General features: G+C 66.6%; 12 protein-coding genes. 5 read left to right on the top strand and 7 right to left on the bottom strand.

Annotated elements, in window-relative coordinates:
- Positions 1-60: 60 nt before the first annotated feature.
- On the bottom strand, positions 61-1,074 hold the full coding sequence (locus tag ACTSLZ_RS03130; protein WP_443095684.1) for an alpha/beta hydrolase family esterase: 1,014 nt from the start codon (positions 1,072-1,074) through the stop codon (positions 61-63).
- 307 nt (positions 1,075-1,381) lie between these two features.
- On the opposite strand from ACTSLZ_RS03130, the gene ACTSLZ_RS03125 reads away from it, so the two are divergent.
- Positions 1,382-2,848, top strand: a complete 1,467-nt coding sequence (locus ACTSLZ_RS03125) for an NCS2 family permease (RefSeq protein WP_397555241.1) — start codon at positions 1,382-1,384, stop codon at positions 2,846-2,848.
- 647 nt (positions 2,849-3,495) lie between these two features.
- Positions 3,496-3,807 (top strand): YchJ family protein, encoded by a 312-nt coding sequence (locus tag ACTSLZ_RS03120; protein WP_443095683.1) that lies wholly within the window; start codon positions 3,496-3,498, stop codon positions 3,805-3,807.
- Here the strand turns inward: ACTSLZ_RS03120 and ACTSLZ_RS03115 are convergent.
- Together ACTSLZ_RS03115 and ACTSLZ_RS03110 are read right to left on the bottom strand one after the other, a co-directional pair.
- On the bottom strand, positions 3,771-5,462 hold the full coding sequence (locus tag ACTSLZ_RS03115) for an ABC-F family ATP-binding cassette domain-containing protein (RefSeq protein ID WP_443095682.1): 1,692 nt from the start codon (positions 5,460-5,462) through the stop codon (positions 3,771-3,773). The genes ACTSLZ_RS03120 and ACTSLZ_RS03115 overlap by 37 nt on opposite strands.
- A gap of 147 nt (positions 5,463-5,609) precedes the next feature.
- Entirely contained in the window at positions 5,610-6,311 is a 702-nt protein-coding gene (locus tag ACTSLZ_RS03110; protein ID WP_443095681.1) for a TetR/AcrR family transcriptional regulator, read from the bottom strand.
- Positions 6,312-6,388: 77 nt separating this feature from the next.
- On the opposite strand from ACTSLZ_RS03110, the gene ACTSLZ_RS03105 reads away from it, so the two are divergent.
- Complete coding sequence (locus ACTSLZ_RS03105) at positions 6,389-7,492, top strand: ABC transporter permease (protein ID WP_443095680.1); 1,104 nt, start codon at positions 6,389-6,391, stop codon at positions 7,490-7,492.
- 156 nt (positions 7,493-7,648) lie between these two features.
- Positions 7,649-8,701 (top strand): hypothetical protein, encoded by a 1,053-nt coding sequence (locus ACTSLZ_RS03100; protein ID WP_443095679.1) that lies wholly within the window; start codon positions 7,649-7,651, stop codon positions 8,699-8,701.
- An 896-nt stretch (positions 8,702-9,597) separates the two neighbouring features.
- On the opposite strand, the gene ACTSLZ_RS03095 is transcribed toward ACTSLZ_RS03100, so the two are convergent.
- Positions 9,598-10,476, bottom strand: coding sequence for a spermidine synthase (locus tag ACTSLZ_RS03095; RefSeq protein WP_443095678.1), 879 nt, complete (start codon positions 10,474-10,476; stop codon positions 9,598-9,600).
- Between the two features lie 176 nt (positions 10,477-10,652).
- Complete coding sequence (locus tag ACTSLZ_RS03090; RefSeq protein ID WP_443095677.1) at positions 10,653-12,122, bottom strand: MFS transporter; 1,470 nt, start codon at positions 12,120-12,122, stop codon at positions 10,653-10,655.
- Between the two features lie 205 nt (positions 12,123-12,327).
- Here ACTSLZ_RS03090 and ACTSLZ_RS03085 point away from each other — a divergent pair, with 205 nt between their 5' ends.
- On the top strand, positions 12,328-13,197 hold the full coding sequence (locus ACTSLZ_RS03085; RefSeq protein WP_443095676.1) for a TetR/AcrR family transcriptional regulator: 870 nt from the start codon (positions 12,328-12,330) through the stop codon (positions 13,195-13,197).
- 58 nt (positions 13,198-13,255) lie between these two features.
- On the opposite strand, the gene ACTSLZ_RS03080 is transcribed toward ACTSLZ_RS03085, so the two are convergent.
- Together ACTSLZ_RS03080 and ACTSLZ_RS03075 are read right to left on the bottom strand one after the other, a co-directional pair.
- Positions 13,256-13,888, bottom strand: coding sequence for a GNAT family N-acetyltransferase (locus ACTSLZ_RS03080; RefSeq protein WP_397555249.1), 633 nt, complete (start codon positions 13,886-13,888; stop codon positions 13,256-13,258).
- Positions 13,885-14,193: a thiamine-binding protein gene (locus tag ACTSLZ_RS03075; RefSeq protein WP_129316314.1), complete on the bottom strand. Its 309-nt coding sequence runs from the start codon at positions 14,191-14,193 to the stop codon at positions 13,885-13,887. Before ACTSLZ_RS03075 ends, ACTSLZ_RS03080 begins: the two co-directional genes overlap by 4 nt.
- Positions 14,194-14,330 lie beyond the last annotated feature (137 nt).

Genomic DNA, 14,330 nt, shown 5'->3' with positions numbered 1-14,330 from the left:
GCCAAACCTTCTCAGGAACGGGCGTTTGCGGGCTCCGACCCGTCCGACCCGTCAGACCCGTCAGGTCGCGGGGTGATCGGTGAAGAAGTCCCAGATCAGGTCCGTCGCGTGCAGGTCCGGGGTGTCCCTTCCCTGGCCGACGTGCACGGGAGCACCCGGCCAGGTGTGTCCGCCGCCGTCGATGCGATACTGCTGGACTTCCGTGTCGGACCGGCATTTCCTCTCGTACAGGCGGTGTTCGACGCCGTCCACGGGGTGGTCGACCTCGGCGTCGCGAGCGCACCCGTTCCGGACGACCCACTCGTCCACGAAGTCCTCGACCGAGAGGTACTTGCCGCCCTTGCCGTCGCCGCCACGATAGGTCATGACGCCGTCCTCGGTCCCGTGGAATTCCATAAATGGCTCCGGGGAGGCCTTTTCGCACCCGTCTCGCGTGCCCTCGTAATAGGCCCCCGCGACGGAGGCGAACGCGGAGATGCGGTCCGACATGCGGCAGGCCAGGAGGTTGACGAATCCTCCTCCGTTGGAGAATCCGGCCGCGAAGACTCGGTCCTTGTCCACACACAGGTCCGACTCGACCCGGTCGAGGATGTCCTCCGTGAATTTCACGTCGTCGGTCTTCGGCGAATATCCGGCTCCCTGCCAGGCCGTCCCCTGACCACCGTCGAGGCCCTGGGGGTAGACCGCGATGGCCGGTTTGTCGGAGAAGCCGGAGAGCCGCTTCATGGTCTCGGAATGTTCGTACATGCCGTGGAAGGCCAGCACGAGAGGGGTCTGGTCATCTGCCTGGTAGTCCGCGGGCGTCGTGACCTGGTACATCCGGTGCTTCCCGCCGGATTCGATGGGCACGCTCCACGATTCCCCTGCTCGCATGGTACTGGCCCCGCAGCCCCCGGTCCTGCCGGAGTTCTTGCCGCCCGAGTCCTTGCCGCCCGACGATTCGTCCTCGGAGGAAGAGGCCGAACCGCTCGCTCCGGAACCGCTTCCCTCGACGTCGGCGTCGGGTGCCGAACAGGCGACCAGGCCGAAACCGAGCACGGCCACGGCGCCGAGTGCACGGATGATTTTCTCCACGGAGGACCACGACCTTGCGGTGTTGGGGTTGTCGATGCTCGGGACTCTTCATCAATAGCACGCCTCGGCTCGGGGTCAACCACCTGACCCTGCCGCTGACTTCCTTGCCGACCAGGCACGACGCACCTCACCGCGGGTGGACTAGAATCGATACGAGCGTCGGAGCTGCCGGAGACGGCGAGTGCGACGCTCGATCTTTTGAGGCGGCCGCATCGGATCACGCCGGGCCCCGAGAACGGGGCCGGTCGGCGTCGGGACCGGACACCCCAAACCCACCCATTGAGAGAGTATCTACGGATTTTCACGAATGACTTCTGAGAACACCGCGGCTCCCAGCCGCCCCCACCCACCCCGCAACGGTTTCGACTCGTTCTTCAAGATCACGGAGCGAGGATCGTCCGTTGCCACCGAAATCCGAGGCGGCCTGGCCACCTTCTTCGCGATGAGCTACATCGTGGTCCTGAACCCCCTGGTCCTCGGGATGATCGCCGACGCCAACGGCTCCGAGCTCGGCCTGGCCCGAGTCGCGGCAGCCACCGCCTTGATTTCCGGTGTCATGACCATCCTGATGGGCGTCATCGCCAACCACCCCTTCGCCATGTCGGCCGGTCTCGGCATCAACGCCTTCCTGGCCGCGACCATTTCGACGACGCCGGATCTCACCTGGGAGAACCTCATGGGCCTGGTCGTGTGGGCCGGCGTCATCATGTTCCTCCTGGTCCTGACCGGATTCCGGACCGCCGTCTTCAACGCTGTGCCTCCGTCTCTCAAGACGGCGATCGTGGTCGGCATCGGTCTGTTCATTTCGCTCATCGGATTCGTGAACGCGGGGTTCATTCGCCGCATGCCCGATTCGGCTGGGACCACCGTGCCCGTCTCGTTCGGCGTCAACGGCGACCTCATCGGGTTGCCGATCCTGGTGTTCGTGATCGGCCTGTTCGTCACGATCGCCCTGATGATCCGCAATGTACGCGGGGCCATCCTGATCGGCGTCGTCATCTCGACAATCATCTCGGTCGTCCTCGAGGCGATCCTTCCCTCGGGGTCCTCCACGGACAAGCCCACGGGGTGGTCCCTGGTCGCCCCGCAGATTCCCGACCAGTGGCTCGGACTGCCTGACCTGTCCCTGATCGGCAACGTCAACCTGTTCGGCGCATTCCAGACGCTGGGTGGGATGGCCGCGACCCTCATGGTCTTCGCGATCCTGCTCTCGGTGTTCTTCGACGCGATGGGCACGTCCGTGGGCCTCGCGACGGAAGCGCACAACATCGACGAGAACGGCAAGATCCCGGGGATCAATCGCGTGTTGGCCGTGGACGCCGTCGGCTCGATCGCCGGTGGCGCAGGGTCGGCCTCGTCCTCCCAGATCTTCGTGGAGTCCGCGACGGGCATCGGCGAGGGCGCCCGGACCGGATTCTCGGTGGTCATCACCGGCGTCATGTTCCTTTTGGCCATGTTCGTCTCGCCACTGGTCAACATCGTGCCCTTCGAAGCTGTCGCGCCCGCCTTGGTCGTCGTCGGGTTCCTTATGGTCCGTCAGGCCGTGCACGTGCAGTGGGACGACTGGGGCCTCGGCATCCCCGCATTCCTGACCATCGCGATGATGCCGTTCACCTACTCCATCGCGGACGGCATCGGCGCGGGCTTCGTGTCCTACACGTTCATCCGGATCGTGCAGGGGCGGGCCAAGGAGGTGCACCCCCTGATGTACCTCGTCTCGGTCGCGTTCGTCCTCTACTTCGGCATGGGAGTCATCCAGGGCTGGACGAGCTGAGCCCCCTGGGGGCCGGCCCTCGGGCCCGGCCCGTTTTGGGGGCCGGCCCCCCCTTTGCACTCAGCCCCATCGGGGTCCGGCCCCTTCCCCCGCCCCGCCCATCCGGGTTACGTGGCGGTTACCCGATGGGGAGCCACTCACCGCCGTTAGGTGGTGGCATAACCGCCTCCAAACGGCGGCAATCGCCACCGAGTCGGGTAACCACCACCCAACGGCACCCCGTACAGGACGCTCAGCGCCACGACGACGCCGGCAACCACCACCCCATCGGGCAACCGCCACCCAACAGCGCCACGCCGATGCCGCGCAGGACCGTCCCAAGGCCGCCCGGCGGCGCGAGGTGGCAGATTTGTGCAGATTATGCCCTCGAAAACGCACAAGACTGCCACCTCGGCCCGCGATACCGCCCCACGCCCCACCCCTCCGGCAACGAACCACGAACGGTGGACCAACGAGGTCAACTGGCCCCTGCTCGTCAACCAGCCCGAACCGTAGGTCCCGGGTCCGGGCCAGGGGCAGATACCCTGGTCACCATGACCGCGATCTCCGACGACACACGTTGCCCCTGCGGCACAGGCGAGGTATTAGGCGCGTGCTGCGGGCCTTTCATCACGGGCCGCAGCAACCCGTCGACCGCCGAGGCACTCATGCGTTCGCGCTTCACGGCCTTCGCCGTGTCGGAACCGGACTACCTGCTGGCCAGCTGGCACCCGAGCACGCGGCCGGCGTCGTTGGAGCTGGACGAATCGATCCTCTGGCAGCGGCTCGACATCCTTCGCACCTCCGGCGGCCCGTTCGACGACGTCGCTCGCGTCGCCTTCGCCGCCCACTACCGATCCCTGCCGGGCGCGCCGGAACACCAGCGGGTCAAAGGAGTGCAGAGGGAGGACAGCCGGTTCGTCCGCGAGGGCGGCCGCTGGTTCTACGTGGACGGGGAGCCGATCGCGCCGCCCCGGTAATTGCCGAGATCCAATCGGGGCCAGTCTCCCAGGTCGGCCAGCATCTGCTGATCGTGGGTTGCGACGACGACCGCGGCCTCCGTCGCTCGCAGGGCCGCCGTCAGCTCGTCGACCAAGGCCGGCGAGAGGTGGTTGGTCGGCTCGTCGAGCATCAGCAGATCCGGGCGTTCGGCCAGACACAGCGCCAGATGCAGGCGCCGTTGCTGCCCCTGGGACAGTTTTCCGACCGGAGCCCCGACCGACACCGAATCCAACAGACCCAGGCTCCGCAACGACGGCGCATCGCGACCGGCCGACGCAGGCTCATCGACAGCCATCCTGTCGATGTGGTCCCGGTACGTCTCCGACGCCGTCTTCGACGAATCCCACTCCGGAACCTCCTGGGAGAGCACAGCGACACGAGCACCCTGATGAACGGTCAGGTCCCCGCTCGTGAGCCGAAGTCGCCCGGCCAGCGCGGAGAGAACGGTGGACTTGCCTGCCCCGTTCGGACCGGTCAGCAACAACCGGTCACCACCGTCGATCCTCAGATCGATCGGTCGGTCCAGTCGGCCGGACACCATCATGTCCTCTCCGTGCAGAATGGGTTTTCCCTTGGTGCCCAACGAATCCGGCATGGCGAAGTGCAGAGGAGGCTCGGGGACCGTGATCCGGTGTCTCTCGAGATCCTCGAGGCGACGATTGAAGGCCTGAACCACGCCGTCCGAGCGCGTGGCCCGCTGGTGCTTGCCCGTCCCCTTGTCCGGCCTCCACCCGGTGCGGAGCTTGCCCCTGGCCTCGGCGGCGGCCTCGGCCAGCCTCGAATGTTCACGAACTTGGTCGCGGTACTCCTGCTCCCACCGGTCTCTCTCGCCGTCCCTGCCAGCGACCCACCCGTCGTAGCCTCCGGCATAGAGCCGGGGCAGTCCGTCTCTGGTGGGATCCAGGTCGAGAAAGCTGATCCCGACCTCGCGCAAGAGGGCGCGATCGTGGCTGACCAGGACCAGGCCGCCCCGATGCTCCTTGAGACGACGGACCAGGTAACGCAGTGCCTCGGCGTCGAGATGGTTCGTCGGCTCGTCCAGAAGCAGAAGGTCCGCACCGGAACCGAGCGCGACGGCCAACCTCACCCTGTATCGCTGCCCGACGGACAGCGTCGAGAGTTCCCGCCCGCGGTCCGAGCAGGCGCCCAACCCTTCCAGGTCGACGTCGACGCGTCGCTCGGCATCCCACGCGTCGCATCGGGTCGCCGCATCCAGAGCGGCGGTGTACCTGGCCTCGGCGCCAGGCCGGCCATGGGCGAGATCTTCGGTCGCCGCCTCGAGGTCCTCGAGGGCCGCAAGAGCCTCGGCGATGGAGTCGTGGATGAGGTCTCCGACGGTCCGTTCGGAGCCGGCCTCGAGTTGCTGCTCGATGAGCGTCAGGGACCCGAAGCGGGACACGCGCCCGTCGTCGGGCGCCAGGGTTCCGGCCAGCACGTGCAACAACGTCGTCTTGCCCCGACCGTTCTCGCCGACGACGGCGAGGCGGGAACCGGCCGAGACCGTGACGTCGACGCCGTCGAGCACGGTCCGGTCTCCGAGGGTTACGCGGATTGCTTCGGCCCTGATCTGGGCCGAACGTCCCACCGAGAGCATGGTGCTCGCAGAGGGGGTTGAAAGGGATGAATTCGACATGGTGTTCTCTCAGCTCGTCGTGGAGCCGGGCAGAACGAAATGGCCGCCCGGCAGATGCCCAGGACGGCGAACGAGAAGTCAGAGGGGACTCGCCGCCGTCAGCGGCGAGTGCGGAGCTTCATCGAAGCGATGCCGGAATACATGTCCCTACCGTAACCCGATGGGCCCAGCCTCCGCGAGGCCGCCGCTTCCGGTCCCGGGCGACTCCGTGCGAGGGCCGTCTTCGGAATCGCTCCGGGTTTCCACGGGCGTCGTCGGCACGAAATCGGTGGACAGCGCGGAAACGTACGAGTTGAAGTAGGCGGAAATCTCAACGGGGGTCACGCTCGGGTCCCGTTCCGAGGAATAGACCCAATACCCCATGGTCACCACGGCCCCACCCGCGATGAACATGACCCTCTGACGGGGCTCGGCCGCGAGGGTCTCGTACGGCGCGCCGAAGTAGGTTTCCGACAGACGCCCGGCAACCCACCGGATGAATGACCGGCGAGCATTGCCGAAGACCTCGGTCTCGCCGAGAATCGGCTCGTAGAATCCGGGTTCGGCACGGAGGTCCTCGAAGAGCGCGACCAGTGCGCCGCTGCGGGGAACACCTGCACCGCGACGCCACACGGCGGGGCTCACCAGGTTGACGAGGCGGTCGCGGAGCAGCTCGGTGTAGACGTCGTCGACCGCCGCGAAATGCTGGTAGAACGTCGGCCGGGACACCCCGGCCCGCTTGCACAGCTCGGAGACCGACACCTTCCAGTTCCACTCCGGCGCGGCGGCGTCGTACAGGGCCGTCTTGAAGGCGCGACGGGTCTGCGCGATCCGGGGGTCGGCGGCCTCCGCGCCGCACTCGCTCGTCATGATCTGTTCCTCACATTCGTGCCTCGTGCCTTTATCTTACACCTGACAGGCTGGTTTACGAGTGTAAAGTGATGGTCATGTCAGTTCAGCCCCAGCAATTGTCTGCGAAGAAGATCCCGACCAAGTTCGTGCTTCTCGCCATGCTCTTCCCCTTGTTCATGGCCTTTGCCTACCCCGGGTCATATGTGTCCGCGTTCTACAATCCCCACCCCCGGGACATGAAGGTCGAGGTCATCGAGACATCGCCCCAGGCCTCCCAGATCAGCCAGGAGATCACCGCCGAGGCCGACGACGCCACGGACGTGTCCACGGTCCCCGACGTGGATACCGCGAAGGACGACCTGCGCCATCTGGATACCCGCGCCGCGTACGACCCGAGCACGGGCGATCTGTACGTGGCATCCGCCGGAAGCCGGCAGGCGACCCAGGCCGCCCAGGGGATCTTCGAATCCGTGGCCAAGCAGTCCGGGACCTCGCTGAACGTCAAGGACATCAAGACCCCGAGCGAGAACGACTCGACCGGGACGTCCTTCCTCTACCTGATCATCGGTGCCACCATCGCCGGATACATGACGGCAACCATGCTCAACACCTTCGGGCCGCGAACTCGCGTTCGCACCCGGCTGGCGGTCCAGGCGGTCATGGCCGTGGCGGCCGGCGTCGTCGAAACCGCGATCTCATACGCCGTCTTCGGCTCCTTCGACGCCCACATCATGCCGGTCGCGCTGATCATCACCGGCACATTCTTCACCGCGTCGGTGGTCCAGATGGGACTCTTCGACATCATCGGCCAGGCGGCCTCCCTGATCGGGCTGACGATTTTCGTGATTCTGGGAATTCCTGCCACCGGGGTCGCGGTGTCGTACGACATGATGCCCGGCTTCTTCCGTGTCATGAACCAGCTTCTGCCCACGGGGGCCAGCTCCGAACTCATGAGGAGATCCCTGTACTTCGACGGCAATGGTGTCGGGACCCCGATCCTCGTGCTCGCGGTCTGGTTGCTCATCGGCGCCGGACTCCTCTGGATGGGCAGCCTCCGATCGCGACCGGTTCCGCCCATGGGCTCCGGTGAGGACCGCCGACCGCCGCGCACCAGCGACGAACCGCTCCTGACCGCGTACACGGACGACGCGCCCTCCCCCGGCGACGAGCCCCGCACCGCTTCCCAGCCCGCTCGATAGGAACAGAGACTTCCATGAATGACAACGATTCCTCGATGGATGCACCGCAGCAGAACTCCAACGGGTCGACGTCGGCCCGACACCGGTCGAGCATGCACCGCCAAACGACCCGGGCCGAGAGCCTCCGGTCGATGCCCCCCTGCATCCGGTATCGGCGTGCACACCGATCCCACGAAGCCCGCACGACAGGTGGACCAGGCCCTGACCACCAAGAGAATGGTCACCCTCGGGATGCTCTTCCCGCTGTTCATCATGGTCATGATGCCCCTGGTCATGACGGGCATGACCCACCACCTGTCGCCCCACGACATGAAGGTGGCCGTCATCGGATCCGGAGACCGCGTCGAGCAGGCCGAGAAGGACCTCGACAAGCAGACCGCGAATTCCTTCGACGTCTCGCGCGTGGACTCCGTGAACCAGGCCAAGGACGACATCAAGGACCACAGCCTCCGCGCCGCGTACAACCCGGCAACGGGCGACATGTACTACGCGGGAGCCAACGGGTCACAGGTCAAGTCCGCGGTGACCAACCTGTTCTCCTCGACGGCCCAAGAATCACAGACCACGCTCTCGACCCACGACGTCGCACCGGCGGCTTCCGAGGACAACCTCGCGAACATTGCGGTGTATCTCGCGCTCGGCGCCGTTCTCGGCGGATTCATGGCCGGAATGATCTTGGGGCTCATCCCCGTCGCGACGTGGCTCAGGGTGGTTCTGGCCCTGGTGATGCCCGCCATCGTGGCCTTCGGCGAGATCCTCTACGGCTGGGGCATGTTCGGGATCTTCGACTCCTCGGCCCTCGCGCCGTGGTTCATGTTCTACCTTCTCGGCCTGTCCTGCCTGGCCGTGACCACGGGCGGGATGTTGCTCATCGGCCCGGCCATGATGCCGATTTCGATGCTGCTCATGCCGTTCCTGGGGATGTCGGCGTCCGGGATCAACGGGTCGCTCGACATGATCAACGGCTTCTACGGCGGCGTGAACCCCTGGCTGTTCTCGGCCCAGGGTATCGAGGCGGTCCGGGACGCCATCTACTTCCCCGAGGCCGCACTGACTCAGCCGGCCTGGGTCATGATCGCGTGGACGGTCGGGGGCGTGCTGCTGGCCGCCCTGGGCACGATGCGACAGAAGCGACGCCATCTCTTCGCCCAGATGAACGACGTCCAGGAGGCGACGTCGCTGATCCCGGCCGCCGCCGTGGCCCCGTAAGTCGGGGTTCCGGCCGAGCGGGGTCCGGCGGGGCGGCGTTCCGGCCGGGCCGGGGTTCCGGGGCTGCGCGGCATCGGCGCTCGAGGTGGCAACTTTGTGCGCCCCGGGCGGGCCGAGGCGGCAATCTCGTGCGCCCCGCGGCTCGAAGTGGCAATCCCGTGCGGCCCTCGGCTCGAAGTGGCAATCCTGTGCGCCCCGCGGCTCGAAGTGGCAACCACGTGCGCCCCGCGGCTCGAAGTGGCAATCCCGTGCGGCCCGCGGCGCGAAGTGGCAACCACGTGCGATTTTTGGCCCCACGACCGCACACCACTGCCACCTCGCCGGAAAAACCGCTCAAAACTGCCACCTCACGTACACCCGCAGGCCGAAGTGGCAACCCTGTGCACCAGGGCGGGCCGATGCGCCAATTACATGCGCCCCGCGGCTCGAAGTGGCAGTCCCGTGCACCCCGGCGGCTCGAAGTGGCAACCCCGTGCGCCCCGCGGCGCGAAGTGGCAATCCCGTGCGGCCCGCGGCGCGAAGTGGCAACCACGTGCGATTTTTGGCCCCACAACCGCACACCACTGCCACCTCGCCGGAAAAACCGCTCAAAACTGCCACCTCACGTACACCCGCAGGCCGAAGTGGCAACCCTGTGCACCTGGGCGGGCCGATGCGCCAATTACATGCGCCCCGCGGCTCGAAGTGGCAGTCCCGTGCACCCCGGCGGCTCGAAGTGGCAACCCCGTGCGCCCCGCGGCGCGAAGTGGCAACCACGTGCGATTTTTGGCCCCACAACCGCACGCCACTGCCACCTCGCCAGAAAAACCGCTCAAAACTGCCACCTCGCGCCCGCCCGCAGCCAGCAGCCCGCCCGCAGCCCGAAGCCCGAAGCGCGACCCGGCGTCACTCGCTGATCAGCCCTGGTCCCTCCGGGCGACAGAACCGGAGGCGAAGCGCCGCGTCCAGTTTTCGTCCTTGAAGTGGGCAGGGACCCCGCCTCCCAGGAGCTCGCGGCTCAGCGCCGCGGCGTCGGGGTCGAGGGCGTCCGGGAACGGAGTGTCCGAGGCCAGAAGAATGATGTTGCCGTACCGGCGGCCCTTGAGCATGGGCGGGTCGGCGACGCACGCAACGTGGGCGAACACCTCGCAGAGGCCGGCGACCTCGGACCTGGCGACGGCGAGCTCCCTGGTGTCGCCGCAGTTGGCCACGTACAGGCCACCGGGAGTCAGCGAGCGATGTACGTGTCGGAAGAATTCGACGGTCGTGAGCGGGCGGGGCGTCCGGGCACCTGCGAAGACATCACGGACGACGACGTCGCGCGAGTCGTCGACAAAGGATTCCGTCACCTCGCGGGCTTCTCCCACCCGGACGCGAACGGTGGGAGCACGCGGGATATCGAACCAACCGCGCACGTATTCGGCGAGTTTGCCGTCGAGCTCGACCACGGAGTGGCGGCTGCCGGGCCAGACGTCCGCAAAGTACCGCGGCATCGAACAGGCACCGCCGCCCAGATGGGTCATGCGCAGCGCGGACGGATCGAAGTGCCGGTCGACGAAGTAGTCGACCACCGCGGCGATCCACCGCATGTATTCGAAGGCGAGCTCCCGGGGCTCCCCCACGACCACGTGGCTCGACTGAACCCCATTGATTCTGAGCATCCAGGCCCCCGGACGGAACGTGTCCCGTTCCAACTCCGCGGTGCCTGTGTCGATCGCGTATTCGCCCTCGACCGGGCCATCCGCGACGTGCTCCACGGCCGCACCGCCCTTGCGGTTCCTGCTCTTCCTGCTCACGGCCCCACCCTACCCGGGCGGGTCACGCGGTCAGACGCCGCCCCGGACCCGCGGGCATCCCCGGGTAGGCCCGGGGTCAGACGCCGGCACGGACCCGCCAGCCCGGACCCGCCGGCCCAGTCCCGCCGAGCCAGTCCCGCCGGCCCGGCCCCAGGGTACCGGCCCGGCCCCCGGGGTCAGTGTTCTTCCGTCTCCTTGGAATCGGTCAGGGTGCGGATGCCGATCGCGGACATCACGAGCACCAGACCGGCAAGGATCCAGAACGATATCTGCTGGGAGTGCACGAACCCGTTGATCGTTGCGGCATCCCAGGCCCCGTGCGGAAGCGTCTTGCCGACCACGGTGGCCATCACGGTTCCGACGATCGCGACTCCCACGGCATTGCCGAGTTCCTGGGCGGTGTCGTTCATGGCCGAACCGATCGAGGTGTGCGTCTCCGGGAGCGCGCCCAGGAGGGCCACCGCACCCGTGGTCATGATGGTTCGCATGCCCATCGTCATGATCAGCATTCCGATCGCGCACCACAGGTAGCCGTGGGAGACCGCGTAGACCCACAGGAGCAGGCTCACGAGGACCAGCGAGATGCCGACCATCGACGTCTTCCGGTGACCGAGCCTGACGACCATGCGATCCACGAACGGACCGACCAGCAGCATCCCGGCGACGAACGGAAGGTTCGCCAGGCCAGCCTTGAACGCCGACCACCCCCATGCGTACTGGTACAGCTGCGTCGAACCGAACATCACGCCGACCATCGCGATCATCACCGCGGTCTGCATGACGGCCGAACCGCGCACGGTCGGAATCGCGAGCAGTCCGAGATCGAGCATGGGGTCCTTGGCGGTCTTCTCGCGCCAGACGAATGCGATGAGGCAGACGATGCCCGCGGCCAGGATGCCGAGCGTCCTCGGCGAGGACCATCCGTATTCGGTCCCTGCGGTGAACGAGTAGAGGATCAGCCCCAGGGCCCCGACCGAGAACAGGCCACCGGGGATATCGGTGCCTCCTCGACGCCGATCGGCCGGGTCGTCCTTGGCGACGCCGAACCGGACACCGACCCAGGCGATGAGAGCCATGGGGGCGTTGAGCACGAGGAGCGATTGCCACGGCCAGCTCTGGACGGCCAGACCGGCCAGCGTCGGGCCGATCGCGAATCCGATCATGGACACGACCATGATCACGCCGATGGCCTTGGTTCGCAGATCCTCCCGGTCGAAGAGCCTGAACACGAGGGACATGGTCAGTGGAGCCATGAGTGCGGCAAATGCTCCGGACAGGGCCCGGACGGCAATCAACTGGGCCGGGGTCTGCACCAGCAGGACCGCGAGTCCGGCCGCACCGAACAGCGCCAGACCGGTCAGCAGGGTGCGACGCCGCCCGAGCTTGTCGCCGAGGGTTCCTCCGACCATCAGCAGGCCGCCGAAGGTCAACGAGTAGGCGCCGACGATCCACTGCAGATCCGTCGGGTTGGCCTGGAGGTCGCGCCCCACGGTCGGCAGGGCGACGTTGAGGATCGAGTTGTCGACCATCTCCACGAGCATGGCGAGGCAGAGGCCGAGCAGAGCGGGCCAGGCGGCCCGCAGACTTTGGGGTTTGCGGGAGGGCAGTGGCACGCCCTCCGTGGCGGTGAGTTCTTGAGTTGTCATGGGGAAACCTTTCATTGGATCGAACCTCGTTCGAGATATAGAACGTTGTTCGATGATCGAACTGTGTTCGAGAATAGAACGGTGTTTGATAGTGCGCAAGGTCCTGCGTAGATTTTGAGGAATGACGCCGCCCACACCCCGCCCGGATCCCCGGAAACGAAGCAATGCCGAGTCCGCGCACCAGCGCGAAGTCCGGCTGAATGCAATGAGAAATGCTCAACGGAATGCACGTCGCACGGCCCAGGAGTCCAACGCGCGCGGAGGGGGCCGCGGAGGTTCCGCCGGGGGGCCGGGCCGAGGCGCCGGCCGCGCGAACGCACGCCGGCGGGCGTCGTTGTCCTTGGGCTCAATCCTCGAAACGGCCATCGCGACCCTGGACCGCGAAGGATCGGAAAAACTGACCCTGAGAGGTCTCGCGGCCGAACTGGACAGCGGCGTCGCGAGCCTCTACTGGTACGCCAGCGGCAAGGACGAGCTCATGGAACTCGCGGCGGACGAGGTGATCGGCCGGTCCTTGCGCGAGAACCAGGCCCTGGATTCGTCCGGCAGCTCCAGCCCGCGCGACTTCGCGGAATTCCCTGTGCCCGAGCCGGACCCCAGAACGAGCCAACAGACCAAAGACGCTCTTTTCAAGATCAGGCGCCTGATCCTCTGCCTCTTCGCGCAGATGATGAAGCATCCCTGGCTCGCCGGACAGCTGATCAAGGCCGGCCCCGACGGCCGCAACGCGTTCCTCTACTGGGAGACCGCCGGTCAGCAGATCATGCGCATGGAACTGACGCCGTCGGAGCAGTTCCACGCGTCGGTCGCCGCCATCAATTACGCAACGGGCATGGGCGCGGAGATCTCGGAAGGCATCAAGGAACTGGCCGCCGAACAGGACAGAGAGGCCGGCGCCCGAGAACAGATCCGCGAGTGGGAGGCCTCCGATCCTGACCAGTACCCGTTCATCCACTCGGTCCTCGGGGTCGTGGGGCTCTTGGACCACCGTTCCGAATTCATCGCCGGGTTGGACCTGCTCCTCAGCGGCCTGGAGCGGCAGACGTGGACGGGGTCAGGGCGCAGCGCAGGCTGATACGGCCCGCGTCGGAACAGGTCCAAGCAGCACAGGGGCGTGCATCATCCGGAACGCGTCATGAACCCTCGAGGCCACGGACCATGCGCCCCGTCGTCGACGGTGCCCACGCTCCTTCGGCCTCGAAGGCCTCGCCCAGATCACGGAACCCGTGCCGGCGGTAGAAGCGAGCGGCCGCTGCATTGCCATTGATGATCCAGAGGAACGCGGGGTCGTCGGTGGGCAACGCCGCCCGCAACAGCTCGGACCCCAGGCCCTCGTTCTGGGCTTCAGGGAGGATGTACAGATTGATGAGCTTGCGCAGTCGCAGGCCTGCCGGGGATTCGATCGGAGCGGCGCCGATGTCCTTCTCCCAGGATTCGAGAGGGCCGGCGTCGGCGGACAGGGCGATCCCTACTGGACGGAACCACAGGTCCGGGTCCGCGCCCACGGCGCAGCACCCGTAGTCATTGGTCTCGTCCAGGGACGGGTTCGACCACGCGATGAAACCGGTCGCGTCCGGTTGGGCAAGATACTGTCGATCCTCGGCGGCGATCTCGTCCGCGTGTTCTCGCATGCGTGACCCGAAATCGGGACCGATGATGTCCCGGTAGGAGGCCCCGAGCGCGCTCACATGCACCCGGGCGTAGGCAGACGTGTCTTCGGGACCGGCGGGCGAAAGGAAGAACTTTCCGTCGCAGACGAAGGTCATTCTTCGCCCTCGAGTGCCCTTTCGAGTCGCTCGATCTTCCCCGTCAGTTCGCCGTCGTGTCCGGGTCGGATGTCGGCCTTCAGGACCAGGGAGACTCGCGTTCCGTACTCTCCCACCGCTTCCGTGGCCCGCTTGATGACGTCCATGCACTCGTCCCAGTCGCCCTCGATGGTGGTGAACATGGCGTCGGTGCGATGCGGGAGTCCGGAATCGCGAACGATACGGACGGCCGCGGCGACGGCGTCGTGGACGGAGGCGTCGGGTGAGTCGCCGCCGGACGGGGCGACCGAGAATGCAAACAACATGGTTCCAGAATGCCACTGACTGCGCCCGGAGGACAGAACCGCATAGCAATGCGCTGTTCCTTCCACATGAGGGGGACCACGTACCGCCCCGAGGCGAGCCCGCCTAAAATTGGTGTCGACGGTGATCGCTTCAGGGA

The sequence above is a fragment of the Rothia koreensis genome (assembly GCF_052232265.1).
Classification (GTDB): Bacteria; Actinomycetota; Actinomycetes; order Actinomycetales; family Micrococcaceae; genus Rothia; species Rothia koreensis.
This window is presented reverse-complemented; position numbering and strand designations above follow the sequence as displayed.